Below are 26,095 nucleotides of genomic sequence, written 5' to 3' on the forward strand. Positions count from 1 at the left end.
GCTTCCTCCGTGCCGGCAGCCACCTTTTATCTACGGCCGCGCGGCGGTCTCGTGCCTGGCGCCTTGCGGGCCTGGCTCTTGTTGCGGCGGGTCGCCTTGTGGAAGGAGCGCACCGCCGTCGGCATAGGCTTGCCGTCGCTCAGCATTTCGAAGCGCAGGGCTCCGGCAAGCGGTACGGCTTCCGCCAGTCTCACCGTGACATCGTCGCCGAGACGATAGCCGAGCCCCGTCCTTTCACCCGTCAGCGCCTGATGCGCCTCGTCATAAATGAAGTAATCGGTGCCGAGCGTAGATATAGGGATGAAACCGTCGGCGCCATACTCCGGCAGGGTGACAAAAAGTCCCGACTTGGTGACACCGCCGACCCGCGCCTCGAATTCCGCACCGACCTTGCCGGCCAAATGATGGGCGATGAGCCGGTCCACAGTTTCGCGCTCGGCAGCCATAGCACGGCGTTCGAAGGTCGAGATTTCGGCGGCGATATCGTCGAGCGAGGCTTCTTCGTCCGGCGTGATCGCACCTTCGCCGAGGCCCAGCGAGCCCACCAGCGCGCGATGCACGATCAAGTCGGCATAGCGACGGATGGGCGAGGTGAAGTGGGCATATTTCATCAGGTTCAGGCCGAAATGCCCGATATTGTCGGGGCTGTAGATCGCCTGGCTCTGCGAGCGCAATACCATCTCATTGACCATGGTCTGATGCGCCGTGCCCTCGGCTTTCGCCAGAATGCCGTTGAAGCTGTTGGCGCGTACATTGCCGCCCTTGGCAAGCGAAATACCGAGCGTCGCCAGGAATTCGCGCAGCACTTCCTGCTTGGCGAGCGTCGGGCCATCGTGGATACGATAGATCAGCACCTGCTTCCGCTTTTCCAGCGTCTCGGCAGCGGCGACGTTCGCCTGGATCATCATTTCTTCAATGAGCTTGTGCGCGTCGAGACGCGGCGGCACGAAGACACGGTCGACGGTACCATCAGGCTTCAGCAGGATCTTGCGCTCGGGCATGTCGAGCTCGAGCGGCTGGCGCCGGTCGCGGCCCTTTTTCAGAATCTCATAGGCGTGCCAGAGCGGTTTTAGGATCGGCTCCAGCATCGGTCCGGTCTTGTCGTCGGGCTTGCCGTCGATCGCCGCCTGCGCCTGTTGATAGGAAAGCTTGGCCGCGCTCTTCATCATGATGCGATGGAAGGTATGGCCCGCCTTGCGGCCTTCCTTGGAGAAGATCATTCGAACCGCGAGGGCAGGGCGGTCGACGCCTTCCTTGAGCGAGCAAAGATCATTGGAGATGCGCTCGGGCAGCATCGGCACGACGCGATCGGGGAAATAGACCGAATTGCCCCGCTTCAGCGCCTCGCGGTCGAGCGGCGAGTTCGGACGCACATACCAGGAGACGTCGGCGATGGCGACGGTGACGATCACGCCGTCCGGATTGTCGGGCGATGGGTCCATTTCGGCATAAACGGCGTCGTCATGGTCCTTGGCGTCGGCTGGGTCGATTGTTATCAGCGGCAGGCTGCGCCAATCCTCGCGATGGGACATGGTGGCCGGCTTTGCGGCATCGGCCTCCGCGATCACGGCGGGGGGGAAGACATGTGGTATTCCATGCGCGTGAATGGCGATCATGGAAATCGCCTTTTCCGAGGCGACGGAGCCGATGACCGACAGAACCTTGGCGCGCTGCAGGCCGAAGCGGCCGAGACGCGCCACTTCGACTTCGACCAGGTCGCCGTTTTTGGCGCCGCCGGTATAATCCGGATCGATCACCATCTCCTCGCCGCGCCGTTCGATCGGCATCAGGCGGCCGCCGCCGCCAGGCGTTTCGCGGAAGACACCCATGGAGGCGCCCTGTCGTTTGTCGATGACCTTGATGATGCGGGCGGTGTAGGCCGGGCCGCCGCGATCTACGGCCGAGAAGATCTTCGCGAGGATGCGGTCACCCATGCCGGCGACCGGCGCCTTGCCCTTGCCGTTGCGGCCAGCCGGCGAGGAAGACTGCTTGATCAACACGGCGGGTGCGACGCCGTTTTCCTCAGCCCATTCGGCCGGCCGGCCGATCAGCATGCCATCCTTGTCGCGGGTGGTGATATCGAGCACGGCAATCGGCGGCAGCGCGCCGGGTCGGATGAGCGACTTGCGGCTCTTCTGCACCATGCCTTCTTCTTCGAGCTCGCGCAAAAGGTCCTTCAGCGCGACGCGGCTCTCACCCTTCAGGCCGAAGGCTTTGGCAAGCTCGCGCTTGGACGCCTGCTGCGGATGATCAGCGATGAAGCGCAGGATGACCTCGCGCGGCGGCAGAACGCCGTGCATGATGGCCATCATGGGCTCTGCACTCTCGCCCCGCTTAGTCGCGCGACCAGACTTGCCGGGGCGTCGCTCCGACGATGAAATCTTGCCGCGCGGTTCTCTGCTCACTCTGCACTCTTCTTTTTCGCTGCCGTCTTGGCCGCAGGCTTCTTTGCAGCAGCCTTCGGCTTGGCGGTCGTTTTCGTCGCTTTTGCGCCAGCCGCCGCTGTCTTTGCCTTGGCCGGCGCCTTCTTGGTGGTGCCGCCGCTCTTGCCGGCCTTCGCGGCGATCAACGCCAGGGCTTCCTCGACGGTGATCGCCTGCGGATCGGTGCCCTTCGGCAGGGTAGCATTGACCTTGCCCCAGTTGACATAGGGACCATACTTGCCGTCGCGAACCGTGATCGCGCCGCCGCCATCCGGATGCTCGCCCAGTTCCTTCAGTGCTGCCGGTGTGCCGCCGCGTGCCTTGCCGCCAGCTGCCTTGCTCTGCTTTTCGGCAATCAGCGTCACCGCGCGGTTGAGACCGACGGTGAAGACGTCCTCGACGCTTTCGAGGTTGGCATAGCTGCCGTCATGCAGCAGGAAAGGCCCGTAGCGCCCGATGCCGGAAGAGATCATCTTGCCGGTTTCCGGATGCTTGCCGATATCGCGTGGCAGCGAGATCAGCGCCATCGCCTTCTCATAATCGATATCCTCGGGCTTCCAGCCGCGCGGCAGGGAGGCACGCTTGGCGTCCTTGCCGTCGCCGCGCTGGATATAAGGACCGAAGCGGCCTGAACGCAGCGTCAGCTCTTCGCCCGTTACCGGATCGGCGCCGAGCGCCTTCGGCTCGTTTAGTCCGTTGGATTCGGCTTCCGCGCCGCCTTCCGACGAAAGCTGGCGGGTATAATTGCATTCCGGATAGTTCGAGCAGCCGACGAAGGCGCCGTATTTGCCGAGTTTCAGTGACAGGTTGCCCGTGCCACACACCTGGCAAATGCGCGGATCGCTGCCATCCTCCCGCTTCGGGAAGACGAGCGGTGCCAGCGCATCGTTCAGCGCATCGAGCACATTGGTGACGCGGAGTTCCTTGGTGTCCTCGATCTGGGCAAAGAAATCACGCCAGAAGTCGCGCAGCACGTCCTTCCAGTTCAGCTCGCCAGCGGAGATGCGGTCGAGCTTCTCTTCGAGATCGGCCGTGAAATCATACTCCACATACTTGGTGAAGAAGCTTTCGAGGAAAGCCGTCACCAGCCGTCCCTTAGCCTGTGGCACCAGCTTGCGCTTGTCGATGGTCACGTAATCGCGGTCGCGCAGAGTTGCGAGCGTTGCCGCATAGGTGGAGGGACGGCCGATGCCGAGCTCTTCCATCTTCTTGATCAGCGATGCTTCCGAATAGCGCGGCGGCGGTTCGGTGAAATGCTGGGTCGAGTTGATCTTCTGCTTGGCGAGGTTCTCGCGGGCATTGATTTCGGGCAGACGACCGCCTTCTTCGCCGTCGTCGCTCTGCTCGCCATCTTCTTTCTGGTCGGTATAGGCGGCGATAAAGCCGTCGAAACGGATGACGGAGCCGACAGCGCGCAGGCCGGCCTTCTTGCCGGCGTTATCGGCCAGGATCTCGACGGTCGTGCGCTCGATTTCGGCCGAAGCCATCTGGCTGGCGATGCCGCGCTTCCAGATCAGGTCGTAGAGCTTCAGCTGGTCGTCATCGAGGAATTTGCGGATGCGATCCGGCACGCGGTCGAAATCGGTCGGGCGGATCGCTTCATGCGCTTCCTGGGCATTCTTTGCTTTGGTGGAATAGAAACGCGCCTTTTCCGGCAGGTAACGGTCACCGAACTGGTTGGCGATGGCGCGGCGTGCCGCATCGATCGCTTCCGGCGCCATCTGCACGCCGTCGGTACGCATATAGGTGATGAGACCGACGGTCTCTCCGCCGATATCGACGCCCTCATAGAGCTTTTGCGCCACCTGCATGGTGCGCGAGGCCGAGAAGCCGAGCTTCGAGGAGGCGGCCTGCTGCAGCGTCGAAGTGGTGAATGGCGGGCTGGGGTTGCGCTTGACCGGCTTCGCTTCGACGGTGTCGACGATATAGGAGGCGCCTTCGAGCAGGGCCTTTAGCTTGCCGGCCTCTTCGCCGTTGCCGATCGCGCGCGGCTGCAGGCGCTTGCCGTCAGCGGAGACCAGACGCGCTTCGAACTCGTCGCCGCGTGGCGTCTTCAGGATCGCTGAGAGGTTCCAGTATTCTTCCGAGATGAAGCGTTCGATCTCCGACTCGCGATCGCAGACGAGGCGAAGGGCCACCGACTGCACGCGGCCGGCCGAACGGGCGCCGGGCAACTTGCGCCACAGGACCGGAGATAGATTGAAGCCGACGAGATAGTCGAGGGCACGGCGGGCGAGATAGGCATCTACCAGCGGCACGTCGATGTCGCGTGGCTCGGCCATGGCGTCGAGAACGGCCTTCTTCGTGATGGCGTTAAAGACGACGCGCTTCACCGGCTTGCCGTTGATGACGCGCTTCTTGTTCAGCACGTCGAGCACATGCCAGGAAATGGCTTCGCCCTCGCGATCCGGGTCGGTCGCGAGAATCAGGCCGTCGGAGGTTTTCAGCGCATCGGCGATGTCCTTGATGCGCTTTTGCGAGGCACCATCGACTTCCCACAGCATTTCGAAATCCTGGTCCGGCAGCACCGAGCCGTCTTTAGCGGGCAAGTCACGCACATGGCCGAAGGATGCAAGAACCTTATATCCGGGTCCCAGATATTTATTGATTGTCTTGGCCTTGGCAGGCGATTCCACCACTACAACGTTCATCATCAAGTCTCTGAATACGAGGTCGCGCCGGTATAAGACGCGGGAGATACCGGGTTTTTCCGTCTTCCCGGCCTTCCGACATGGACAGGGAAATCGTCGCGGTCAAGAGGCTATTGCATAATTCCTTAAATCGGAGATCGATTGAAGGACAAAATTATGCAGCACCTTTAACGTGTTACAGCGCCCTTTGCGCGTCATATGTGACGCGCGGCGTTGTATGCGGTTTTTGTGCTTGGCGAGACGATGCCATGCTTAGAATCGGTATGCCCGTCACAGTTTTCAATCCAGCATGGAGATCGACACAAGTCCGCCGGGGTGCCGGTGCAGCCGACCAGCCATGTCGAGTTCGAGAAGAACGGAGTGAACGGCAGATATCGATAAGCCGGTGTGGCGGACGATATCGTCGATCTCGACCGGTGTCGGCCCCAGCGCCTCGACGATATGGTCGCGCTCGGCATCATCGGGCGGCGCGGAGAGCGGTTTGCTCCGTTCGGCGGGTGCTTCGGCCGGGCGCGGGCGAAAGAGGTCCGGCTCAGCGAGCGGCCGCAACGCTTCGACAACATCATCCGGCGACGTGACGATCATCGCGCCGTCTTTCAGCAGGCCGTTCGTCCCTTCGCAGCGCGGATCGAGCGGCGAGCCGGGAACTGCGAAGACAAGCCTGCCGAATTCTCCGGCAAGACGCGCTGTTATCAGCGAGCCGGATCGCGTTGCCGCCTCGACGACTACGACACCGAGCGATATGCCTGCGATAAGTCGATTGCGGCGCGGAAAATCGCGCGCCCGAGGCTCCCAGCCGAACGGCATCTCGCTCACGGCAAGCCCGTTACCATCCCAGATATCGTTGAGCAGGCCGATATTCTCGGGTGGATAAGGCTGGTCCAGCCCGCCTGCCATAGCGGCGATCGTGCCGGTTGGGAGGCTTGCGCGATGGGCGGCCGTATCGATGCCGCGCGCCAGGCCCGAGACCACGGCATAGCCGGCCTCGCCACAGATGCGTGCGATCATGGCCGTGAATTTGACACCGCTGATCGATGCATTTCGCGAGCCGACCATGCCGATGGCCGGGCGCGTCGCTGTCGACACATTGCCTTTGACGGCCAGCAGCGGTGGAGCGCCATCGATCTCGCGAAGGGCAGGGGGATAGTCCGGTTCACCGATGCCAACGAAGCGCGCTCCGAAACGATGCGCTGCTTCCAGTTCTCGCAATGCATCCCGCTCGTCGGCGATGCGGATCGCGCGCGTCGAGCCGCCACGCTGCGAAAGCTCCGGCAGAGCGGCCAGAGCCGCTTCGGCCGAACCATAGTGATTGATGAGATCGCGGAAGGTGGAGGGACCGACATTGTCGGAGCGGAAGAGCCTGAGCCAGGCGATCCTCTGTTTTTCGGTCAGCGCAACTCCCGTCCGTCTTGCGCTGCCTGTGTCCATTATCCCTTTGCTCCGATCTTGCCTTCCGTTCCCGCAGTCAGCCGGGCAATATTTGCCCTATGCTTATACCAGGAGATGACGGTCATCAGCGCCATGACAGCGGCGATCTTGTCGACGCCCAATATCCACAATACAACCGGGATGACAAGAGTTGCAACCAGTGCGGAAAGTGAGGAATAGCGCGTGGTAAAGGCGATCGCCAGCCAGACGATGGCGAAAATCAAAGCCATCAGCGGCGCGAGGCCGAGCAAGATGCCGAGATAGGTGGCGACACCCTTGCCGCCCTTGAAGCCGATCCAGACCGGGAAGATGTGGCCGATGAAGGCGGCGAAGCCGGCCAGCACGCCGGCATCCTCGCCGAAGAAATGCACGGCGATCAGGACGGCGGCCGTACCTTTGAAGGCATCGAGTAGCAGGGTTGCGGCCGCAAGGCCCTTATTGCCGGTGCGCAGCACATTGGTTGCGCCGATGTTGCCCGAACCAATATTGCGCACATCGCCAAGACCGGCCATACGGGTCAGCAACAGGCCGAAGGGGATGGAGCCGAGCAGATAGCCGATGACGAGGGCGGCAAGCGCGGTCTGCAAGGTAAGCTGCCAAGTCCAGAAATCAGCCATCGCGTCTTATTCTCCGTAAACCCTGGCGCTTGCCTCAGAGACTGTGAACCAGCTTACCGGCGACATAGGTTGCAACCGCCCGGCCGCTCATTCTCGCATCCTCGAAGGGCGTATTCTTCGAGCGCGACAAAAGCATGTCTTTTGCGACAAGCCAAGGCTCGTCGAGATCGACGAGAGCGATATCTGCTTTAGCGCCGGGCTTCAGTGTGCCGGCGGGAAGCCCGAAGATCTGCGCCGGCCGCGTCGAGAGCGCGTCGACAAGGCGCATCAGGCCGACTTGGCCGCTGTGATAGAGCCGGAGTGCTGCCGGAAGCAGCGTTTCGAGCCCGACGGCACCGTCTTCAGCCTCGCCGAACGGCAGACGTTTGGTATCGACATCCTGCGGATCATGCGAGGAGACGATGATGTCGATCGTGCCGTCCGCCAACGCCTCGATCATGCCCGTGCGGTCATCCTCGGAGTGCAGCGGCGGATAGAGCTTGAAGAAGGTGCGGTATTCGCCGATGTCGTTCTCATTGAGCGCGAGATTGTTGATCGAGATGCCGCAGGTCACTTTCGCGCCGCGCGAGCGGGCGAGGCGGATGGCCTCTGCCGATTCCGGCACCGAAATCATCGCGGCATGGTAATGGCTGCGCGTCAGCGTCGCGATGCGAAGGTCGCGCTCCAGCGGGATCAGTTCAGCTTCTTTCGGGATGCCCGAGAGCCCGAGCCAGCTTGCCAGCAGGCCCTCATGCATGACGCCGTTGGCGCCGAGATACTTATCGCGCGTCTCGCAGGAAATGACAGCGCCGAATTCGCGCGCATAAGTCATGATGCGACGCAGGACCTGACTGTCGTGGACACTGGAATGGGCATCGGTGAACACGACGGCACCGGCTTCCCGCAGCAGGCCGATTTCCGTCATCTCCTCGCCGGCCAGCCCCTTGGTGAGGGCGGCGGCCGGATAGACGTTGACGACGGCGGTATCGCGCGCGGTCTTCCTGACGAACTCGACCAGCGCGATATCGTCGATGACCGGATCCGTGTCCGGCATCATGATGAAGGAGGTGACGCCGCCTGCGGCTGCTGCGCGGCTGGCAGAAGCGATGGTTTCGCGATGCTCGCCGCCGGGTTCGCCGACATGCACGCGCGCGTCCACCAGGCCGGGGATGGCGACAAGCCCATTGCAATCGCGAACGGTCGCGCCTTTGGGAATGCCGTGGTTCTTCGCATCCTTGCCTGAGGCAACGATCACGCCGTCTTCGACGACGATCGTACCGACCTCATCGAGATCGCGCGAGGGGTCGATGATGCGGACGTTCTGGAGGACGATCGAGTTGCTCATGCGCCCACTCCCTCAGTGCGGGGTCCCTGGTTCTGCGAAACGAGCAGGGTCTCCATCACGGCCATGCGGACGGCGACGCCCATCTCCACCTGTTCGGCAATGACGCTTTGCGGGCCGTCGGCCACTTCGGAGGCGATTTCCACCCCGCGGTTCATCGGGCCTGGATGCATCACGAGCGCATCCTCCTTGGCGGCCTTGAGCGTCTCGGCGTCGAGGCCGTAGAAGTGATAATATTCGCGCACCGAAGGCACGAAGGCGCCCGACATGCGTTCGCGCTGCAGCCGCAGCATCATGACGACGTCAGCATCCTTCAGCCCCTCTTTCATCGAGTGGAAGACTTCCACGCCCATGTCGGCGATGCCTGCCGGCAGCAGCGTGGCGGGTGCGACGACGCGGACGCGCGCACCCATGGCGTTGAGCAGCAGGATGTTGGAGCGGGCAACGCGCGAATGCAGCACGTCGCCGCAGATCGCCACGATGATGCGCGAAAGCTTGCCTTTGGCGCGGCGGATCGTCAGCGCGTCGAGCAGGGCCTGGGTCGGATGCTCATGCTGGCCGTCGCCGGCGTTGATGACGGAGCAGGAGACTTTCTGCGCCAGAAGTGCTGCGGCACCCGCGCTCGAATGGCGGATGACAAGCACATCGGGTCGCATCGCATTCAGCGTCATCGCCGTATCGATCAGCGTCTCGCCTTTTTTGACCGAGGAATTGCCGACTGACATGTTCATCACATCGGCGCCGAGCCGTTTGCCGGCAAGCTCGAAGGAGGATTGCGTGCGCGTCGATGCTTCGAAGAAGAGATTGATCTGCGTCAACCCGCGAAGCGTCGACGTCTTTTTCTCGCGCTGGCGGCTGATCTTGACCGCCTCGTCAGCCTTGTCGAGAAGATAGGTAATATCCTGCTCGGTGAGGCCCTTGATGCCGATGAGGTGGCGGTGGGGAAAGAAGACCATGAACCTGCCCTCTGGATTTCGTCAGGCGGTCTATAAAGAGGGAGCGCCGATGGGGCAAGCGGGGGTCTGCATGGAGGCCGTTTGTTCCCCATGCAATTTCGCCCGAATCCCGCTACAGGAGCTATGCCGGTGGGAGACGTAACTTCCAGTTTCCCTTTGCAACCCACTTGCTCTACAAGCGATTCATGACCCAACCGACCCGGACTGACGACCCCTTTGCCGACCTGAACCAGCCGAGCCTCTGGACTGGCATCAATGCCTATCGTTCCGATCCGCTGATCGTCGATCTCACCTCCGGCCTGCCGCGTTCGATACGGGAAGAGCTGGAGCAGCACGGTCGTTTCGTCACCTCGCACGAGGCGCAGGAACTGGCGCGCATGGCAAACCAGGGCACGCCGCAACTGCGTACCCATGGGCCGCGCGGCGAGCGTCTCGATGTCGTGGAATTCCATCCGGCTTGGCATGCGCTGATGCGCCGCTCCATGGCAATGGGCCTGCATTCCTCGATCTGGGATGCGCAGGCCGATCCGGAGGCGAAGGGTCACTCGCACAAGGTGCGCGCCGCCCGTTTCTATCTGACGGCGCAGCTCGAATGCGGTCATCTGTGCCCTCTCACGATGACCAGCGCCTCGGTCGCCGCCATGATGGCATCGCCGGCGGTGCAGAAGGATTGGGCGCCGAAGATTCTGTCGCGCAAGTACGATTCGTCCAACAAGCCCGCCATGCAGAAAAGCGCCGTCACCATCGGCATGGGCATGACGGAAAAGCAGGGCGGCACGGATGTGCGCGCCAACAAGACGAGTGCCGACAAGGTCAGCGAAGGCATCTACAGGCTGTCGGGTCACAAGTGGTTCATGTCGGCGCCGATGAGCGATGCCTTCATCATGCTCGCACAGACCAAGGATGGCATGGGCTGCTTCCTGGTGCCGCGGCTGCTCGAGGATGGTTCGGCCAACGGCCTGCATTTCCAGCGGCTGAAGGACAAGCTCGGCAACCGATCGAATGCTTCCTCCGAAGTCGAGTTCACCGACACGTTCGGCTTCCTGCTCGGCGCACCCGATGCTGGCATCCGCACGATCCTTGATATGGTGACGCTGACGCGGCTCGATTGCGCTCTGGCCTCTGCAGGTATCATGCGTGCCTCGCTCGCCGAAGCCGTGCATCATGCGCGCGGCCGCAGCGTCTTCGGCAAGATGCTGGTCAACCAGCCGATCATGACGCGCGTGCTTGCCGATATGGCGCTCGATGTCGCCGCCGCAACCGCGCTCGCCTTCCGCCTGGCCGAGGCCTTCGACAAGGCCAGCGGCAGCAGCGAAGATGCCGCCTATGCGCGCGTCATGACGCCGGTTGCCAAATACTGGTGCTGCAAGATCGCGCCGGCGCTGATCTACGAAGCCATGGAGTGCATCGGCGGTAGCGGCTACATCGAGGAGCGCCCGATCGCCCGCCATTACCGCGAAGCCCCTGTTAACGCGATCTGGGAAGGCTCCGGCAATGTCATGGCGCTCGACGTACTGCGCGTACTCAACCGGGGCAGGGACCTGTTCGAAACAGTCTTTGCCGGCCTTGCCCGCGATCTCGGCCCGGCCGGCAAGAAGACTATCGACGTCCTGCGCGCTGCCATGGCACTTTGCGAGCAAGATGAGGGTGCTGCCCGCCTGCTGGTCGAGCAAATGGCGCTCGCCGCCGGTGCCGCCGAGCTCTATCGCCTGGGAGCCGGCAAGATCGCCGATGCCTTCATCGAAACTCGTCTCGCCGGTGGCTGGCGCACCACCTATGGAATGCTCGATTCCCGCTTCGATGCCAGCTACATCGTCGATCTGCTGTATCCGCCGGCGACATAAGCGATGGTCTCCGTTCGAACCGTTCGGCCCGAGGATATTGATCAGCTCTACGCCATCTCGCTCCTGACCGGCGATGCCGGCAAGGATGCGACGTCGCTCTACCGCGACGGCCGGCTGATCGGACACATCTATTCCGCGCCCTATGCCAAGCTTCATCCCGAGCTGGTTTTCGTTGCGGAGGATGGCGAGGGTGTTTTCGGCTATATCGCCGGCGTCTTCGATACGATCGCCTTTGGGCAGCGGCTGGAGCGCGAATGGTGGCCGCATCTGCGGCGGCTTTATGCTGATCCAGAGGGTGATCCAGCCCTTTGGAATGAGGATCAGAAACGGATATCGGCGATCCATCATCCAAAACAGGCGCCGGCGATCCTTATCGAACGGTTCCCCGCACATATTCATATGAACCTGCTCCCACGCGCCCAGGGCGGAGGCACCGGAACAGCATTGCTGGATCGCTGGATGGCGAATGCCCGGGCGAGCGGCGTTAAAGGCGTTCATCTCGGTGCCAATAGCAGCAATCACAACGGCATCCGCTTCTGGTCGTCGCGCGGTTTTGTTCCCGTAGAACTGCCTCCAAGTCTGGCGTCCGAAACGACAGTATGGTTTGGTCAAGATCTCTAATCTGTGGATTCGCGCGATTTGACGGACAAGAGCCCTGATGACTTCATTGTTCGAGGCGATCCGGCTTGCTATTCACCGCTCGGTGACAGATTGGAGTCGAGTCGATGTCCCCTGCAAACGCTGCCGTTAAAATCCCCCTGGAAGCGCCCATGCCTGAAAAGCGTGTGCGCAATCGCGCCGCGACGGAGCAGGCAATCCTCGATGCCGCCAAGCGGCTGCTGGCGGAGGAGGGATTCCAGAATTTCGGTATCAATGCGGTGGCCCGCGGTGCCGGCTGCGACAAGCAGCTGATTTACCGCTATTACGGCGGCTTGAATGGCCTTGTGGAGGCCATCGGCACCGATCTCGGCAGCTGGGTCACCGATCGCATTCCGGACGATACCGGCGGCATGTTCCTTTTGACCTATGGCGATCTGATGGAGCGGCTTTCGATGCTGTTTCTCGATGCTTTGCGCGCCGATCCCCTCATGCGCCGCATCGTCGCCTGGGAAGTCTCCGAGAATAGCGAGCAGGTGCGCCGCCTGTCCGAGGCTCGATCCAAGGCGCTCGCCGGCTGGATCGAGCGCATGCGCGGCTCTCTCGTGCCTCCCAAGGGCGTCGATGCTCAGGCCGTCAATGCCATGATCTTTGCGGCCATCCAGCATATCGTCCTGGCTGCGGCCGTTAGCGACCAATGCGCCGGCCTCGTCTTGAAGAACGGCAAGGATTGGGAGAAGGCGGCAACGGCCTTGAAGCGGATCGTGCGCGGCGTTTACGGCTGATGCCAGCCGTCGGGCAGGGATATCCACAGGCTCGCTTCGCCATTAACCTTAACAAATGGTTTACGTTGCGCCGCAGCGGTTAACTCGTCACTGTCGGAGAACGATTAATTAACCATCAAGCGTGCAGCCATGGGGTTGAAACCCGCTAAATTAGTGTTTCTCGTTACGGCGGTGATGTTCTTTGCCGTGCTTGCACTAGATATAACGCTGCCCGCGATGGTGTTGAGCGCCATGGCGCTGTCGAACTGGCTCGTCCTTTCGGCTGGCACGACGCAATTTCAGCGTCGAAGGGGTGCCGCATGAAGTGGTTGTTGATTTGCTGGGCCGGACCGGTCTCGTTTCTCGGGGCATGGTATTATCTGTCGTACTACGACATGAGCTTCGGAATCTTCATGCTGACGCGGCAGATGCATGACCTGGTCTTCGATATCTACGGCAAGATCCTCGGCATTCCACCCGAGACCATTCCGCCGCTGGTGGCGCGCGCCATCGCTTTCGACAGCTTTCTGGTCTTCGCGATCTACGGCTTTCGCCAACGGGCAGCCATCATCGGATGGTGGAAACGCCGTCAGGAGGCGTCCGAATCGGGCAAGGCGGCCCTGCCGAGCGCCGATAGCCTGTCCAAGGCTCCCTGAAGAATGAAGCTTGCCGCCGCCGAGTCGATGCGCTCGGCGCGCTTGGCCCGCGAGACGTCCATTTCCAGCAGCGCCCGTTCGGCCGCAACAGTCGAAAGCCGCTCGTCCCAGAAGACGAAGGGAAGGGCGGTCTTTTCCGACATGCTGCGCACGAAGGCGCGTGTCGCCTGCACGCGCGGCCCGGCGGAGCCATCCATGTTCATCGGGAGCCCTATGACGAAAGCTGCGACCTTTTCCTTCTCGGCGAAGGCGAGCAATGTTTCGGCATCCTGGGTGAATTTCACGCGCTTGATGACAGGGCGAGGCGTGGCGAAACGCCGCCCGAGATCCGACATAGCCAATCCAATCGTCTTCGTGCCGAGGTCGAGACCGGCAATCGGCTGACCGGGCAGGAGCATCACGGCTAGATCTTCGATGGTCAGCGTCGTCATCAGGGTACTGCTCCTGTCAAAACAAATTGAAGTCCTAACCGCTTTTCTTTGTTGCGGTTTGAGATATCTCCTAGACACCAGCCTCACATTTCAAATCAAGTCATAAGGAGAAATCCAATGAAGATCACCTGGCTCGGCCACTCCGCTTTTCGCATTGAAACGGCGACGGCAAAAATACTGATCGATCCATTTCTGTCTTACAATTCTTCCTTTGCGGCCGCCGGTCTCAACATCAAGGAGGTTGCTCAGGGCGTGACTCATATCCTGCTGACACACGGCCATGGCGACCATGTCGGTGACACGGTTCAGATCGCCAAGGATACTGGCGCCGTCGTTCTCGCCAATGCCGATCTCGCCTCCTGGCTCGGCACCAAGGGCGTCGAGAAGCTGGAAATGGGCAATACTGGCGGCACGGTCGGCCTCGGCGGCTTCTCGGCCACCTTTACCAATGCGCTGCATTCCTCCGCCCAGATCACCGAGGACGGCGTTTCCCATGCGCTCGGCAATCCGAACGGCCTGATGCTGCATTTCGATGACGAGCCGACATTGTTCCATATGGGTGATACGGATATCTTCTCGGATATGGCGCTGATCAATGAACTGCATCAGCCCGATATCGGCATCCTGCCGATCGGCGACCGTTTTACCATGGGCGGCGCGGTAGCGGCACTTGCCTGCCAGCGCTTCTTCAACTTCAAGACGGCCATTCCCTGCCACTACGGCACCTTCCCGATCATCGACCAGACCCCGGAAAAGTTCGTAGCCGGCATGGAAGGCTCGAAGACCGCGGTTGCCGCGCCGAAGGTGGGCGAGAGCGTTTCTGCCTGACGATACCCGTTGCGTATGGCGGACATGGTCTTTATAGCGATAGGAAAAATCCTATCCGGAGAATGCCATGTCCGTCGATCTCGCCACTGTCAAACGCGTCGCCCATCTTGCCCGCATCGCTGTCAATGAAGACGAAGCGCAGCGGATGATGGGTGAGCTTAACGGCATTCTTGGCTTCGTCGAGCAGCTCTCCGAAGTGAATGTCGATGGCGTCGAAGCCATGACCTCGGTAACCCCGATGGCGATGAAGAAGCGCGCCGACGAAGTAACGGACGGCAACAAGGCTGCCGACATCGTCGCCAATGCGCCGAATACCGATCAGAATTTCTTCCTGGTGCCCAAAGTCGTCGAATAACGGTTCCTTCGAGCCTTTCCGACCCGTTGCCCAATTCCAGATCTGAAGCGAAACAAAATGAGCGAACTGACCAGCCTGACCATTGCCGAAGCCCGCGACAAGCTGCGCGCCAAGGAGATTACCGCCACCGAACTGACCGAGGCCTATATCTCGGCGATCGAGGCTGCCAATGCTCAGCTCAATGCCTATGTGAAGGTGACGCCGCAAAAGGCGCTGACAATGGCCAAGGTGTCGGACGCTCGCCTTGCGGAAGGCAAAGCCGGCCCGCTCGAAGGCATTCCGCTTGGCATCAAGGACCTGTTCGGCACAGAAGGCATTCATACGCAGGCCTGCAGCCACATCCTGGACGGTTTCGAGCCGCACTATGAATCGACCGTCACGCAGAATCTCTGGAACGACGGCGCCGTCATGCTGGGCAAGCTCAACATGGATGAGTTCGCCATGGGCTCCTCCAACGAGAGCTCCTATTACGGCCCGGTGATCAACCCCTGGCGCGCCAAGGGGTCCAACCAGCAGCTCGTTCCCGGCGGTTCGTCCGGTGGTTCGGCCGCGGCAGTTGCCGCGCATCTCTGCGCCGGTGCCACAGCGACCGACACCGGCGGCTCCATCCGCCAGCCGGCCGCTTTCACCGGTACCGTCGGCATCAAGCCGACCTATGGCCGCTGCTCGCGCTGGGGCATCGTCGCCTTCGCCTCGTCGCTCGACCAGGCCGGCCCGATCGCCCGCGACGTGCGCGATGCCGCTATCCTGCTGAAGTCGATGGCCAGCGTCGATCCTAAGGACACGACCTCGGTCGACCTGCCTGTGCCGGATTACGAAGCCGCGCTCGGCCAGTCGCTGAAGGGTATGAAGATCGGCATCCCGAATGAATATCGTGTCGACGGCATGCCGGAAGAGATCGAGACGCTTTGGCAGCAGGGTATCGCCTGGCTGAAGGATGCTGGCGCCGAGATCGTCAACATCTCGCTGCCGCACACCAAATACGCGCTGCCGGCCTATTACATCGTCGCCCCCGCCGAAGCCTCCTCGAACCTTGCCCGCTACGACGGCGTTCGCTACGGCCTGCGCGTCGACGGCAAGGATATCGTCGACATGTATGAAAAGACGCGCGCCGCCGGCTTCGGCCAGGAAGTGAAACGCCGCATCATGATCGGTACCTATGTTCTCTCGGCCGGCTACTACGACGCCTATTACCTGCGCGCCCAGAAGGTGCGCACGCTGATCAAGCGCGATTTCGAACTGGCCTTCAACGCCGGCGTCGATGCGATCCTGACGCCCGCCACCCCATCCTCGGCCTTCGGTATTGCCGACGAAGACCTCGCTTCCGATCCGGTAAAGATGTACCTGAACGACATCTTCACAGTGACGGTCAACATGGCTGGCTTGCCCGGTATCGCCGTCCCTGCCGGCCTCGACCCGAAGGGCCTGCCGCTCGGCCTGCAGCTCATCGGTAAGCCGTTCGAAGAGGAAACCCTCTTCAAAACCGCCCACGTCATCGAACAGGCCGCCGGCAAGTTCACGCCGGCGAAGTGGTGGTAAGCACCACAAGCAGACGAACGGCTTGATGACCAATCCCGTCAAGCTTCGTGACATCAGAAGCCACTTATCGGAAGGGCCGTCCGGAAATCCGGGCGGCCCTTTTGCACATGCCAATATTCCGCCCGAACGCCATCACATTTTGGACCGAAATACGATCATAAATTGCAGCGGGCCGCTTGGTCTCGTCCTCTGCAACCGAATCGGAAGGTCTCTTCATGCTCAAGCAAGTCACGGCGATCCTGCTCCTCAGCGTGTCATGCCCAGCGATCCTGCTGGCGGCCGATAATGGGGCCATTCGATCCATCACCCTATCTTCGGGCGGCCTGGCCCAGGTGTCTCGATCGGCCGATATCAGTAGCGACGGCGTGATCCGGATCGAGGTTCCCCTTGATCAGGTCGATGACATCCTGAAGAGCCTTGTGGTCAACGGGTCCGCAGGTTCAGTGGCAGGCATGACGCTGGCGGGGCCGCAGCCATTGCTGGAGACGTTCAAGGGCCTGCCGTTCAGTCTGGAAGCGCTCTCCTCGGTGCCGTCGCTTCTGACATCGATGCAGGGCGCCAAAGTTTCGGTCACCAGCGGCGGAAAGACCGTCGAGGGAAGCGTTCTCGGCATCGAGACGAGAAAGACTGACGATAAGACCACGGCTTACCTGCTGACTGTTATCGACAAGGATGGCGCGGTGGAGACGCTGGCGCTTGGTGAAGATGCCTCCGTCGGGTTTGATGACCCCGACGTAAGAGCAAAGCTCGCCCAGGCGGCCGCAGCCATCGCCCGCGGCAAGAACGACCGCACCCGCACCATCGATATCAAGGTGAATGGTGTAAAGGACAGCGGCGATATCGGCCTCACCTATGTCGTCCCGTCGCCGATCTGGAAAACGGCTTATAAGGTCGTGATCGACGAAAAGAACAAGGCGCGCCTGCAGGCATGGACGGTGCTGGAAAATGCCAGCGGCGAGGACTGGAAGGGCATCAAGCTGACGCTGACCTCGGCCGAGCCGGTGACGCTGAAACAGGGTCTGCACCAGCTCTACTGGAAAGAGCGGCAGGAAGTGCCTGTCAACACGGCGTCCAACAATGGCCCTGATCCCGATAGCGGCGATCTGTCCAACAGGCAGCGTCTCGCTTCGAATGCCGAGGAGCGAGCCGCGCCCGCACCTGCCAAGGCAATGATGGGTGGCGTCAGCAGAAAGGCATACGCGGCTGACGAGCTGGAAGGTTCGGTCGCGCCGATGCAGATTGCCGCGTCCAATCCCGCCAGCGCGACCGAGAGCGATATCTCGGCCACTTTCGAGCTTCCGGGAACCTACGATCTGGCCAATGGCGATACCTTGTCGGTGCCGATCATGGATGCAGAAGTGGAGGCCGACATGGTGGATATGTATCGGGCCGGCAGCAGCCTGCGCAATCCCATCGCCGCGGTGATGCTGAAGAATACCACCGGCGTCAGCATGCCGGCGGGAATCCTGACGCTTTACAACGGCAAGACCGGCTATATCGGCGATTCCCAGCTATCGGCATTACCCAAGGACGACACGCGTCTCGCCAGTTTCGCGACCGACCGCAAGGTAACGATCAGCGAGCAGCAGACGCCTACGGAGGAGATCGCCTCGCTGAAGGTTTCCGACGGCGTGATGAACGCTACCGTCAAATATCGCCAGACGACGACATACACCGTATCAGGCGCGCTGGACGGCGAACGGACTGTTGTCATCGAGCACCCGATCCGGGACGGCTGGTCATTTTCTTCAGCCGAAAGCTTCGGCAAGACGGCAACGCACCAGCGGCTCAAGGCGGCGGTGCCAGCTGGGGCGGAAAAAGTACTGACGGCAGTCGACGAGCAGCTTCAGAGCAACAGCTACGCCTTGGTCGATACCGATCCGGACATGCTGCTCGGCTGGTCGGCCTCGACCCATGACAAGGAACTGACGGACAAGCTTACAAATCTCGCCGACGCCCGTAAAAGGCAGGTCGCGATCCAGAACGAACTGGCGAGCCTTGACAGTGAAATCGAGAAAACCGTCAACGAGCAGGAGCGGATAAGGCGCAATCTCGGCGCCGTGCCTGACAACAGCGATCTGAAGAAGCGCTATTTGAAGGCCTTAGCGGATAGCGAGGATCAAATCGCCGCCATGAACGAAAGGCGCGATGCGGTGCAGCAGGAAAGCGATCGTCGCGGCGACCATGTGACTGACATCATCAGGACATTTTGATCGCTATCGGAGCGTCTTGCCCGAGCCGCATCGGCAGATGAGAACCACCCACCGGGCGGCTCTCATGCTTTCGCTATCTGTTATCCAGCTGTGCCCTTACCAGCTTCAGCCCCTTTTCCGTGATCCGGTAGGGTTGGCCGTCCGTAGACCGGATGGCCTTCAGACGCCTGAGCCTGCGAAAGAGCTCAATACCGAAATCGGGATAGACCCAGCCGTCCCGCGTGAAGCAGTAGACGGTGTCGATCTTCTTCTTTTCGGTGCGTTCGAGTTCAATGCGCCCGCCCTGAGCGAGCAGGTGGAGAATGCGCTGTTCTGCGCGTGAAATATCCATTGGAGTCAGAATCCGTAATGCGCCATAGGGCGCAACAAAACGATCCGAAGCTTCCCTCAAGGGAAGTCGGGGCTTCGTTTTTCAGGCCCGGCACGCAAGAAGACTTGCGGGCGGGGCCTTTACCGGCACTGACAAAAGTTAGACATAAAAACTCCGTTGATGCACCTCTCTAAAACAGGTTGCGATCCACAGTCAAGCTTCAACCCTGTGGGCATTTTTGCATGCCAGTCCGCCGGTGAATCTCGCCGCTGGCAAAAGCCTTGCGCCGGTGCTTTACTGCTTGCAAATGGCGGGGGCCCGATGATCCACATTCGCAATGCCCATGAAGGTGAAACTGCGGTATTGGCGAGCATTGGCTTGCGCTCCTGGCAAAGGGCGATGGGCGCGATCGGTGGCACGGGCGAGCTGCTGGAAAGTGCAAGCGAAGCCTTTACCAATTTCACCCGCAATCTCTGGCTGACGATCACGGTCATCGAGCTGAACGGCGAGGCTGTGGGATGGGCGGCGCGCGAGGCGCTGGACGAAGCGATTTCCGATTTCTGGATCGATCCGGATTTCGTCAGACGCGGCCTCGGCTCGGCGCTTCTGGCGCGGATCGAAGCGGATGTGCGCGGGCAGGGGCTGGAGAAGGTTTCGCTGCAGAGCCATGCGGGCAATACCGATGCCATCGCCTTCTTCAGGGCGCGCGGCTATGAGATCCGCTGGCTGTCGATCGTCTATTCCCCCAAGCTCGACAGCGATGTTCCCACAGTCGGGCTTTCGAAATCGCTGGTCGATGAAAGCGATGGCGCCTATGGCCCGGGCATATAGCACGCAGCCGATGCCGAAAGCCTTGCGCCGCCTCGCCAATTGCTCTACCTCACCAAAGCAGAAAACAGCATTATACAAGAGCTTCCCATGACCATTGTCGACGTCCGTACGCCAGATCCGAAACGCTTCATTCCCGGTGCCACCGGTGACTGGGAAGTCGTTATCGGGATGGAAGTCCACGCCCAGGTACTGAGCAAGTCCAAGCTCTTCTCCGGCGCCTCGACGGCGTTCGGCAATCCTCAGAATTCCAACGTGTCGCTCGTCGATGCAGCCATGCCCGGCATGCTGCCTGTCATCAACGAAGAATGCGTGAAACAAGCCGTGCGCACCGGTCTCGGCCTGAAGGCCAAGATCAATAAGCGCTCGATCTTCGACCGCAAGAACTATTTCTATCCCGACCTGCCGCAGGGCTATCAGATCTCGCAGTTCAAGGACCCGATCGTCGGAGAGGGCAAGATCGTCATCTCGCTCGGCCCGGATCGTCAGGGCCAGTTCGAGGATATCGAGATCGGCATCGAGCGCCTGCATCTGGAACAGGATGCCGGCAAGTCGATGCACGACCAGCACGCCACCATGTCCTATGTCGATCTGAACCGCTCCGGCGTCGCGCTGATGGAAATCGTCTCCAAGCCGGATATCCGCTCCGCCGACGAGGCGAAGGCCTATATGACGAAGTTGCGCTCGATCGTGCGCTATCTCGGCACCTGTGACGGCAACATGGACGAAGGCTCCATGCGCGCCGACGTCAACGTCTCGGTCCGCCGTCCGGGCGGTGAATTCGGTACGCGCTGCGAAATCAAGAACGTCAACTCCATCCGCTTCATCGGTCAGGCGATCGAATATGAAGCACGCCGCCAGATCGGCATTTTGGAAGACGGCGGTACGATCGATCAGGAAACCCGCCTGTTCGATCCGAACAAGGGCGAGACGCGGTCGCTGCGCACTAAGGAAGACGCGCATGATTACCGCTATTTCCCCGATCCGGATCTGCTGCCGCTTGAGTTCGACGATGCCTTCGTCGCAGAGCTTGCCGAGCATCTGCCGGAGCTGCCCGACGATAAGAAGGAGCGTTTCGTCCGCGAGCTTGGCCTCTCGGTCTACGACGCCTCCGTTCTCGTCTCGGAAAAGGCGATCGCCGATTATTTCGAAGCGGTTGCCGCTGGCCGCGACGGCAAAATGGCCGCCAACTGGGTTATCAACGACTTGCTGGGCGCTCTGAACAGAACCGGCAAAGACATTGAAGAGACTCCGGTTTCGCCCGCCCAGCTCGGCGCGATCATCGACCTCATCAAGGCCGAAACCATCTCCGGCAAGATCGCCAAGGATCTGTTCGAAATCGTGCTCAATGAGGGCGGCGATCCCGCGGAGATTGTCGAGGCGCGCGGCATGAAGCAGGTCACCGACACCGGCGCGATCGAAAAGGCCGTCGACGAGATCATCGCCGCCAATCCGGATCAGGTCGCCAAGGTCAAGGCCAAGCCGACGCTTGCAGGCTGGTTCGTCGGCCAGGTGATGAAGTCGACTGGCGGCAAGGCCAACCCGCAGGCGGTGCAGGCGCTGGTCAAGGCCAAGCTCGGCATCGAAGAGGAATAAGCGGTGTTCTTCGTCCGCACCGCCAGCGAGCAGGACCTGGAAAAGGTCCGCGCTCTGCTCGGCGAAACCTGGCATGCGACCTATGACCGGATCTACGGGCCGGAGAAGGTCAGCGAGCTGCACGCCTCCTGGCATTCGCTTGCCTCGCTGAAGGCGCGGCTGGCGAACAAGAATTCCGAATTCCTGGTGGCCGACGACGGCAGGACGATCGGCGGCATGGGCTATGCGGCCATGTCCAAGGAGATGACGAAAACCGTCATGCTCCACATGCTTTATGTCAGCCCCAGGCATCAGCGCGAGGGTATCGGCCGCGATATTTTCGCTGAGCTGGAGACCTGCTTCCCAGATGCGGAGATCATGCGCCTCGAGGTCGATCCGCAGAACGCGCCTGCGATCGCCTTTTACCAGGCCCACGGCTTTGTCGAGGTTGGCCGCACGGAAAACTGCGGCAATGGGCAGTCGGGCATTCCGGCGCTGATATTCGAGAAGCCGCTGGCGGGCCACTGAAAGAATAGGCGAGATCATTCATGGAAGCCGGCCGCCTGCTAATCCGCGAAGCGAAAGAGACCGACCTTCATGCCCTGATCGCGCTCTTCGCCGCCGACACCATGGGCGGTCATGGCGATACCGCCGAGCCTTCGGCCTACGATGATTATGCCAATGCCTTTCGCGTGATTGCCGCATCGTCGAACCAGACGCTTTACGCCGCTGAGCTTGCCGGCGAGGTCGTCGGCACCTTTCAGACAATTGTCGTCACCTCGCTGCACGGTCGGGGATCGTCCGTGATGATCATCGAGTCCGTCCAGACGCGTGGCGACATGCGCGGGCAGGGGATCGGGGCGGCGATGATCAACTTCTGCATCGAGGAGGCGAAACGCCGCGGCATGCGGATGGTACAGCTGACCTCGAATGCGGTTCGCAAGGATGCACATCGCTTCTATGAAAGACTCGGTTTCAAGCCGACGCATCTGGGCTTCAAGATGACATTGAAATGAAGCCGTTTGCCTGCTGGAATCACTGGACAAGCAGGATCAGGGGCGGCATAAGCAAACTATCGAATTCTGGTATCGCTCGCCGCTTAGCGGGTATCGAGGAAAAGACATGTGGAATTTCATCGTACAGACCTTCACCTGGTGGAACAGTCAGACCATGGGGACGCGCTTAGCGACTTGGCGGTTTGGCAAGCGTGTCGGCGAGGATGAGTTCGGCAATGTCTATTACGAAGGCGGCACGTCCTCCTACGGCCTTCCAAAGCGCTGGGTGATCTACAAGGGCTATGCCGAAGCCTCCGCCATTCCTCCGGGCTGGCACGGCTGGATGCATCACCGCACCGACGTTCCGCCGACCAAGGAAAACTATGTCGCCAAGGACTGGCAGAAGGAGCATCGCGCCAATCCCACAGGCTCGCCGCAGGCTTACCGCCCGCCGGGCTCTCTCGCCGTTGCCGGCGAGCGTCCGCGCGTGACCGGCGACTACGACGCCTGGACCCCGGGCAACTGAGCGCGACAGCCGGCTCGTCCTTTGGCCACAATTGGGCTTTAGGCGCGACATACGCCGGCGCGAGCTCGGCGCCTTGACCGAGACCAAGCGGAGACTGGCGGATATGATGTTTTTCACGCGGAGCGCTTCTTTGCGTGCGGTGGCTGCAGCGGGAATCACCCTCTTCGCCGGCATCATGGCAGCCCCTACTGCCGAGGCTGCCCGCATATCAAATCCAGTTGCGGTCTTCTCCGGCCTCGACAAGATCACCGGCCGCATCACCACCTTCGACGTTTATGTCAACGAAACCGTGCAGTTCGGTGCATTGCAAGTGACGCCGCGCGCCTGCTATTCACGAGACGATACCGAGCAACAGAAGGTGGACGGTTTCGTCGAGGTGGACGAGATCACTCTCGATCGCCGTATCCGCCGCATCTTCACCGGCTGGATGTTCGCCGACAGCCCCGGCCTCAACGCCGTCGAGCATCCGATCTATGACGTCTGGCTGAAAGAGTGCAAGCAGAAGTCTGACGTTCCGGCGCCGGATACTGCCGGCGCGAAGTAATCGGTTTCGAGACATTCACAGCAGGATTATGTAGCCCGCAGAAGCCTTCCTCCTGCGGGCATAGTTTCATTCTCGCTCGGTATTTGCCGCCGCTTCACCTATCGCCAGACGATCGGCCACCTCCGACAAGTCGAGTACGATCCGCACGCCGTCTTTGATCTTGTGCCGCAACAAGTCGTTGCGGTCCGGATAGGCTTTCAATTTGCCTCCATCCCGAAGGCCCTGAAGCCGCGAGCGCGAGATTGCCAACTCCGATGCAAGCAGCCGATCAAGGCGCAGGTTTATCGGGAATTGGGCTGATATCCCGATATCAAGCAAAGTCCAGCCGCTTGCCACACCTATAGCCTCTTTCAGGATGGAGACATCGGGCGGCTCCTCGATACGTTTGGCTTTCCGCCTCAGCGCGTCGAGATCGAATTCCTGCGCGCGTACCCAGTCCGGATCGCTGCGCTGCAGCGCCTCGAGCGTGGAAGGGGCGAGGTCGTGAACGGTCCGGCGCTCGAAGAGCGTTCGGTTCCATGTCTTGTCGCAATCGCTGCACTTATAGACAAGCCAGGCATCGAGCCGCTTGCCATTGGCGTTGAGCCTGATCTTGCCGCTCGATCTGAAGGGTTTTGGAGATCCGCAGCCGCTGCAGGCGATGCATGGTTGAGGCGATGTTTTAGGCGTAAGGGTCCAACGGACCTGAAGAATATTGCACATACCGTCTTGGTCTTCCGTCTGGAAGTCCACCAAGCTGGCGGTGAGACAAGCCCCTCAGGGCGCGGTATGGCGATATTGCGGGACGGCTGAAGAGCTGAGACAGCGGTGGCTGCATTAGGCGCGTTTTGACAATGCCAAACCGGTCTCAGGCCATCACCCGATGGACATGAATATGCGTCGGACGGCATTGAACCGTCCCGATGCACTGGGTGATTTGGATGAGACCGGTATTTACGACGGCAAAGTGGAACCTCTATGCACCAACGCTCTTCGCTTGCAGGGATAGCAGACCACAATCAGGATTTGAAGCGGTAAAAAACTTCAGGCGTGGATTGCTTCAGGCGTCACTATTTCCTTTGCGGCGGAACAGACTCAGGATCTTGCGGCCGGCCGCTACGGCACCCGCCAGCACGACGATGAGGCCCTTCTTCAATGCCAGAAGGGCGACGCCAAAACTTTTGAAGAAGCCAAGAACGACTGCAAGCAGGCCAAGCTTTGCCGCAACCTTTACGCCCGCACCGGCAGCGATCATGCCCGCCATACTATAGGCGGCGATCTTGTCGCCATTGGTGAAATCGGCATAGCGCTTGCCGCTATCATATTGCACGGTGTTGATGACGTTGGGGATAGCGGCGTTGATTTCCTGCAGCTGATCCAGTCCGGCGACGAAATCGAGCTCGGTGACGCCTTCGCGTCCCAGCACGCGCACGGAATAGTTCAGCGTGTGACCGGCATTGGGATCCTTGCCGAAAATCAGATCGCGCGCCCAGTGGAGGGCATGGGTCGCCTTATCGTAATGTGGCGGTTCTGCCCAGCCGACCAGTGTGATCGGGTCGAAGCCCTGCTGTTCACGTTCGGGATTCGCTTCGTTGATCGCGTCCTGGATCTTCTTCAGAAGATCGTCGTAATCTGTCGATGCTGCATCCTCATCGGAGACATAGCCGCTGCCGTCATAGTCGATGACGGCACCCCAGGAATGTGGGTCGGTCGGCGGATATTTGGCCGGGAAGATCATGCCGAGCGGATTACCCACCGAACTTTCCGGATTGCCCCAGAGCTCAACCAGCACCTTCTTCGAATCCTGCGGATTGAGATAGTAGAACTGGTCAGAGACAGTCAGTGTGGCATTGGCGGTGGGGATCTTGATCGCGCCCTGCTGGAAATCCAGCGTTTTAAGCACGGCGCCTTCGTCGCCTACCGGCGGCTCGACTCCGAACATGTCGTGGAATGATTTGGCGTTGGTCTGCGTCGCGATGGTCAGCGCGGCGAGAAATGCAATTGCAATATGATTCTTCACGATTCTACCCTCGGCTGTTGTGCCGAACTTAGGGCAGTCCGTTTCGTAATCAATTCATTTCGGGCAGATTTCCACCATCGGAAAAGCTGAGATTGGGCGATTCCATCGCTTTCTCCAGCATCTTGGCATAGGCATCCTTAGGCACGTCGATGGCGCCGAATGTCTTCAGGTGCTCGGTGGTGAATTGCGTGTCGAGCAGGGTGAAGCCGCGTTCGCGCAGGCGCTCCACCAGATAGACGAGACAGATCTTGGAGGCATCCGTGCGACGGGAAAACATGCTTTCGCCAAAGAAAGCCGACCCTAGCGAAACGCCATAGAGCCCGCCAACCAGCCGGTCGCCGTCCCAGGCCTCCACGGAATGGGCGTGGCCAATATGATGCAGGGTGGCATAAAGCGTGCGGATCGTGTCGTTGATCCAGGTGCTGGGGCGATCGCTCGTCTCTTCAGCGCAGGCGGCGATGACCGCTTCGAAATCCGTGTCGAAGCGAATATCGAAGGGATGTTGACGGATCTTCTTGGCGAGGCTCTTGGAGACGTGAAACGTATCCAGAGGGATGATGCCTCGCAATTCCGGCTCGACCCAGAAGATCTCCGGATCGTCTGCCGATTCAGCCATCGGAAAAAGCCCGATGGAATAGGCGCGCAGCAAAATCTCCGGGGTAATGCCGGGACGTTTGCCGCGCGCTCCGGGCACA

26 protein-coding genes are annotated in these 26,095 nt (G+C 60.8%); 15 read left to right on the forward strand and 11 right to left on the reverse strand.

What is annotated here, in order from left to right; all coding sequences use genetic code 11:
* Positions 1–26 precede the first annotated feature (26 nt).
* The 6 genes from rnr to AC13RC_RS04435 all read right to left on the reverse strand — a co-directional run bounded on the left by rnr (position 27) and on the right by AC13RC_RS04435 (position 9,396).
* Complete coding sequence (rnr, locus tag AC13RC_RS04410; RefSeq protein ID WP_488556751.1) at positions 27–2,309, reverse strand: ribonuclease R; 2,283 nt, start codon at positions 2,307–2,309, stop codon at positions 27–29.
* Between the two features lie 92 nt (positions 2,310–2,401).
* A complete protein-coding gene (gene topA / locus AC13RC_RS04415) occupies positions 2,402–5,074 on the reverse strand; it encodes a type I DNA topoisomerase (protein WP_488556752.1) in 2,673 nt (890 codons plus the stop codon).
* Between the two features lie 279 nt (positions 5,075–5,353).
* Positions 5,354–6,502 carry a DNA-processing protein DprA gene (dprA, locus tag AC13RC_RS04420; RefSeq protein WP_488556584.1) on the reverse strand — a complete coding sequence of 383 codons (1,149 nt, stop codon included), beginning with the start codon at positions 6,500–6,502 and terminating at the stop codon, positions 5,354–5,356.
* The gene (plsY, locus tag AC13RC_RS04425) at positions 6,502–7,119 is read right to left on the reverse strand and encodes a glycerol-3-phosphate 1-O-acyltransferase PlsY (RefSeq protein WP_113351560.1); all 618 of its coding nucleotides are present in this window, start codon (positions 7,117–7,119) and stop codon (positions 6,502–6,504) included. The genes dprA and plsY overlap by 1 nt, the downstream gene beginning before the upstream one ends.
* A gap of 34 nt (positions 7,120–7,153) precedes the next feature.
* Complete coding sequence (locus AC13RC_RS04430) at positions 7,154–8,443, reverse strand: dihydroorotase (protein WP_488556585.1); 1,290 nt, start codon at positions 8,441–8,443, stop codon at positions 7,154–7,156.
* Positions 8,440–9,396: an aspartate carbamoyltransferase catalytic subunit gene (locus tag AC13RC_RS04435; RefSeq protein WP_488556586.1), complete on the reverse strand. Its 957-nt coding sequence runs from the start codon at positions 9,394–9,396 to the stop codon at positions 8,440–8,442. The genes AC13RC_RS04430 and AC13RC_RS04435 overlap by 4 nt, the downstream gene beginning before the upstream one ends.
* Positions 9,397–9,581: 185 nt before the next feature.
* On the opposite strand from AC13RC_RS04435, the gene AC13RC_RS04440 reads away from it, so the two are divergent.
* The 5 genes from AC13RC_RS04440 to AC13RC_RS04460 all read left to right on the forward strand — a co-directional run bounded on the left by AC13RC_RS04440 (position 9,582) and on the right by AC13RC_RS04460 (position 13,257).
* Positions 9,582–11,240: an acyl-CoA dehydrogenase family protein gene (locus AC13RC_RS04440; protein ID WP_488556587.1), complete on the forward strand. Its 1,659-nt coding sequence runs from the start codon at positions 9,582–9,584 to the stop codon at positions 11,238–11,240.
* A gap of 3 nt (positions 11,241–11,243) precedes the next feature.
* Positions 11,244–11,861: a GNAT family N-acetyltransferase gene (locus AC13RC_RS04445; RefSeq protein ID WP_488556588.1), complete on the forward strand. Its 618-nt coding sequence runs from the start codon at positions 11,244–11,246 to the stop codon at positions 11,859–11,861.
* Between the two features lie 104 nt (positions 11,862–11,965).
* The gene (locus AC13RC_RS04450) at positions 11,966–12,622 is read left to right on the forward strand and encodes a TetR/AcrR family transcriptional regulator (protein WP_488556589.1); all 657 of its coding nucleotides are present in this window, start codon (positions 11,966–11,968) and stop codon (positions 12,620–12,622) included.
* A 129-nt stretch (positions 12,623–12,751) separates the two neighbouring features.
* Complete coding sequence (locus AC13RC_RS04455; RefSeq protein ID WP_488556590.1) at positions 12,752–12,925, forward strand: hypothetical protein; 174 nt, start codon at positions 12,752–12,754, stop codon at positions 12,923–12,925.
* Positions 12,922–13,257: a DUF6105 family protein gene (locus AC13RC_RS04460; RefSeq protein WP_488556591.1), complete on the forward strand. Its 336-nt coding sequence runs from the start codon at positions 12,922–12,924 to the stop codon at positions 13,255–13,257. The genes AC13RC_RS04455 and AC13RC_RS04460 overlap by 4 nt, the downstream gene beginning before the upstream one ends.
* Here AC13RC_RS04460 and ruvX read toward each other — a convergent pair.
* Entirely contained in the window at positions 13,191–13,688 is a 498-nt protein-coding gene (ruvX, locus tag AC13RC_RS04465; RefSeq protein WP_095434546.1) for a Holliday junction resolvase RuvX, read from the reverse strand. The two genes, AC13RC_RS04460 and ruvX, sit on opposite strands and share 67 nt — an antisense overlap.
* 117 nt (positions 13,689–13,805) lie before the next feature.
* On the opposite strand from ruvX, the gene AC13RC_RS04470 reads away from it, so the two are divergent.
* The 4 genes from AC13RC_RS04470 (at position 13,806) to AC13RC_RS04485 (ending at position 18,623) form a co-directional block, all read left to right on the forward strand.
* Complete coding sequence (locus AC13RC_RS04470; RefSeq protein WP_488556592.1) at positions 13,806–14,516, forward strand: metal-dependent hydrolase; 711 nt, start codon at positions 13,806–13,808, stop codon at positions 14,514–14,516.
* A gap of 67 nt (positions 14,517–14,583) precedes the next feature.
* Positions 14,584–14,871, forward strand: coding sequence for an Asp-tRNA(Asn)/Glu-tRNA(Gln) amidotransferase subunit GatC (gatC, locus tag AC13RC_RS04475; RefSeq protein ID WP_037194314.1), 288 nt, complete (start codon positions 14,584–14,586; stop codon positions 14,869–14,871).
* 57 nt (positions 14,872–14,928) lie between these two features.
* Positions 14,929–16,410 (forward strand): Asp-tRNA(Asn)/Glu-tRNA(Gln) amidotransferase subunit GatA, encoded by a 1,482-nt coding sequence (gene gatA / locus AC13RC_RS04480; RefSeq protein WP_488556593.1) that lies wholly within the window; start codon positions 14,929–14,931, stop codon positions 16,408–16,410.
* A gap of 215 nt (positions 16,411–16,625) precedes the next feature.
* Positions 16,626–18,623 (forward strand): DUF4139 domain-containing protein, encoded by a 1,998-nt coding sequence (locus AC13RC_RS04485; RefSeq protein WP_488556594.1) that lies wholly within the window; start codon positions 16,626–16,628, stop codon positions 18,621–18,623.
* Between the two features lie 73 nt (positions 18,624–18,696).
* Here the strand turns inward: AC13RC_RS04485 and AC13RC_RS04490 are convergent, their stop codons facing one another.
* The gene (locus tag AC13RC_RS04490; RefSeq protein ID WP_069614935.1) at positions 18,697–18,954 is read right to left on the reverse strand and encodes a YjhX family toxin; all 258 of its coding nucleotides are present in this window, start codon (positions 18,952–18,954) and stop codon (positions 18,697–18,699) included.
* Positions 18,955–19,254: 300 nt separating this feature from the next.
* Here AC13RC_RS04490 and AC13RC_RS04495 point away from each other — a divergent pair, with 300 nt between their 5' ends.
* The 6 genes from AC13RC_RS04495 to AC13RC_RS04520 all read left to right on the forward strand — a co-directional run bounded on the left by AC13RC_RS04495 (position 19,255) and on the right by AC13RC_RS04520 (position 23,401).
* Complete coding sequence (locus AC13RC_RS04495) at positions 19,255–19,764, forward strand: GNAT family N-acetyltransferase (protein ID WP_113328946.1); 510 nt, start codon at positions 19,255–19,257, stop codon at positions 19,762–19,764.
* 87 nt (positions 19,765–19,851) lie between these two features.
* Positions 19,852–21,357, forward strand: coding sequence for an Asp-tRNA(Asn)/Glu-tRNA(Gln) amidotransferase subunit GatB (gene gatB, locus AC13RC_RS04500; RefSeq protein ID WP_488556595.1), 1,506 nt, complete (start codon positions 19,852–19,854; stop codon positions 21,355–21,357).
* 3 nt (positions 21,358–21,360) lie between these two features.
* Complete coding sequence (locus AC13RC_RS04505) at positions 21,361–21,864, forward strand: GNAT family N-acetyltransferase (protein WP_145320347.1); 504 nt, start codon at positions 21,361–21,363, stop codon at positions 21,862–21,864.
* Between the two features lie 20 nt (positions 21,865–21,884).
* Positions 21,885–22,352 (forward strand): GNAT family N-acetyltransferase, encoded by a 468-nt coding sequence (locus AC13RC_RS04510; RefSeq protein WP_488556596.1) that lies wholly within the window; start codon positions 21,885–21,887, stop codon positions 22,350–22,352.
* Between the two features lie 106 nt (positions 22,353–22,458).
* Positions 22,459–22,857 (forward strand): NADH:ubiquinone oxidoreductase subunit NDUFA12, encoded by a 399-nt coding sequence (locus AC13RC_RS04515; RefSeq protein WP_488556597.1) that lies wholly within the window; start codon positions 22,459–22,461, stop codon positions 22,855–22,857.
* 103 nt (positions 22,858–22,960) lie between these two features.
* Complete coding sequence (locus tag AC13RC_RS04520) at positions 22,961–23,401, forward strand: DUF2155 domain-containing protein (RefSeq protein ID WP_069614929.1); 441 nt, start codon at positions 22,961–22,963, stop codon at positions 23,399–23,401.
* A 66-nt stretch (positions 23,402–23,467) separates the two neighbouring features.
* On the opposite strand, the gene AC13RC_RS04525 is transcribed toward AC13RC_RS04520, so the two are convergent.
* The 3 genes from AC13RC_RS04525 to aat form a co-directional block, all read right to left on the reverse strand.
* Positions 23,468–24,103: a DUF1062 domain-containing protein gene (locus AC13RC_RS04525; RefSeq protein ID WP_488556598.1), complete on the reverse strand. Its 636-nt coding sequence runs from the start codon at positions 24,101–24,103 to the stop codon at positions 23,468–23,470.
* Positions 24,104–24,440: 337 nt separating this feature from the next.
* Positions 24,441–25,400, reverse strand: a complete 960-nt coding sequence (locus AC13RC_RS04530) for a DUF2167 domain-containing protein (protein ID WP_488556599.1) — start codon at positions 25,398–25,400, stop codon at positions 24,441–24,443.
* A 49-nt stretch (positions 25,401–25,449) separates the two neighbouring features.
* Positions 25,450–26,094, reverse strand: a complete 645-nt coding sequence (aat, locus tag AC13RC_RS04535) for a leucyl/phenylalanyl-tRNA--protein transferase (protein WP_113351544.1) — start codon at positions 26,092–26,094, stop codon at positions 25,450–25,452.
* Position 26,095: the final 1 nt, after the last annotated feature.

The sequence above is a fragment of the Martinezella sp. CNPSo 3890 genome (assembly GCF_057784455.1).

Coding starts and splice junctions, on each gene's coding strand:
- rnr (WP_488556751.1), bottom strand. CDS start 2,309: ATGGCCATCATGCACGGCGTTCTGCCGCCGCGCGAGGTCATCCTGCGC.
- topA (WP_488556752.1), bottom strand. CDS start 5,074: ATGAACGTTGTAGTGGTGGAATCGCCTGCCAAGGCCAAGACAATCAAT.
- dprA (WP_488556584.1), bottom strand. CDS start 6,502: ATGGACACAGGCAGCGCAAGACGGACGGGAGTTGCGCTGACCGAAAAA.
- plsY (WP_113351560.1), bottom strand. CDS start 7,119: ATGGCTGATTTCTGGACTTGGCAGCTTACCTTGCAGACCGCGCTTGCC.
- AC13RC_RS04430 (WP_488556585.1), bottom strand. CDS start 8,443: ATGAGCAACTCGATCGTCCTCCAGAACGTCCGCATCATCGACCCCTCG.
- AC13RC_RS04435 (WP_488556586.1), bottom strand. CDS start 9,396: ATGGTCTTCTTTCCCCACCGCCACCTCATCGGCATCAAGGGCCTCACC.
- AC13RC_RS04440 (WP_488556587.1), top strand. CDS start 9,582: ATGACCCAACCGACCCGGACTGACGACCCCTTTGCCGACCTGAACCAG.
- AC13RC_RS04445 (WP_488556588.1), top strand. CDS start 11,244: ATGGTCTCCGTTCGAACCGTTCGGCCCGAGGATATTGATCAGCTCTAC.
- AC13RC_RS04450 (WP_488556589.1), top strand. CDS start 11,966: ATGTCCCCTGCAAACGCTGCCGTTAAAATCCCCCTGGAAGCGCCCATG.
- AC13RC_RS04455 (WP_488556590.1), top strand. CDS start 12,752: ATGGGGTTGAAACCCGCTAAATTAGTGTTTCTCGTTACGGCGGTGATG.
- AC13RC_RS04460 (WP_488556591.1), top strand. CDS start 12,922: ATGAAGTGGTTGTTGATTTGCTGGGCCGGACCGGTCTCGTTTCTCGGG.
- ruvX (WP_095434546.1), bottom strand. CDS start 13,688: ATGACGACGCTGACCATCGAAGATCTAGCCGTGATGCTCCTGCCCGGT.
- AC13RC_RS04470 (WP_488556592.1), top strand. CDS start 13,806: ATGAAGATCACCTGGCTCGGCCACTCCGCTTTTCGCATTGAAACGGCG.
- gatC (WP_037194314.1), top strand. CDS start 14,584: ATGTCCGTCGATCTCGCCACTGTCAAACGCGTCGCCCATCTTGCCCGC.
- gatA (WP_488556593.1), top strand. CDS start 14,929: ATGAGCGAACTGACCAGCCTGACCATTGCCGAAGCCCGCGACAAGCTG.
- AC13RC_RS04485 (WP_488556594.1), top strand. CDS start 16,626: ATGCTCAAGCAAGTCACGGCGATCCTGCTCCTCAGCGTGTCATGCCCA.
- AC13RC_RS04490 (WP_069614935.1), bottom strand. CDS start 18,954: ATGGATATTTCACGCGCAGAACAGCGCATTCTCCACCTGCTCGCTCAG.
- AC13RC_RS04495 (WP_113328946.1), top strand. CDS start 19,255: ATGATCCACATTCGCAATGCCCATGAAGGTGAAACTGCGGTATTGGCG.
- gatB (WP_488556595.1), top strand. CDS start 19,852: ATGACCATTGTCGACGTCCGTACGCCAGATCCGAAACGCTTCATTCCC.
- AC13RC_RS04510 (WP_488556596.1), top strand. CDS start 21,885: ATGGAAGCCGGCCGCCTGCTAATCCGCGAAGCGAAAGAGACCGACCTT.
- AC13RC_RS04515 (WP_488556597.1), top strand. CDS start 22,459: ATGTGGAATTTCATCGTACAGACCTTCACCTGGTGGAACAGTCAGACC.
- AC13RC_RS04520 (WP_069614929.1), top strand. CDS start 22,961: ATGATGTTTTTCACGCGGAGCGCTTCTTTGCGTGCGGTGGCTGCAGCG.
- AC13RC_RS04525 (WP_488556598.1), bottom strand. CDS start 24,103: ATGTGCAATATTCTTCAGGTCCGTTGGACCCTTACGCCTAAAACATCG.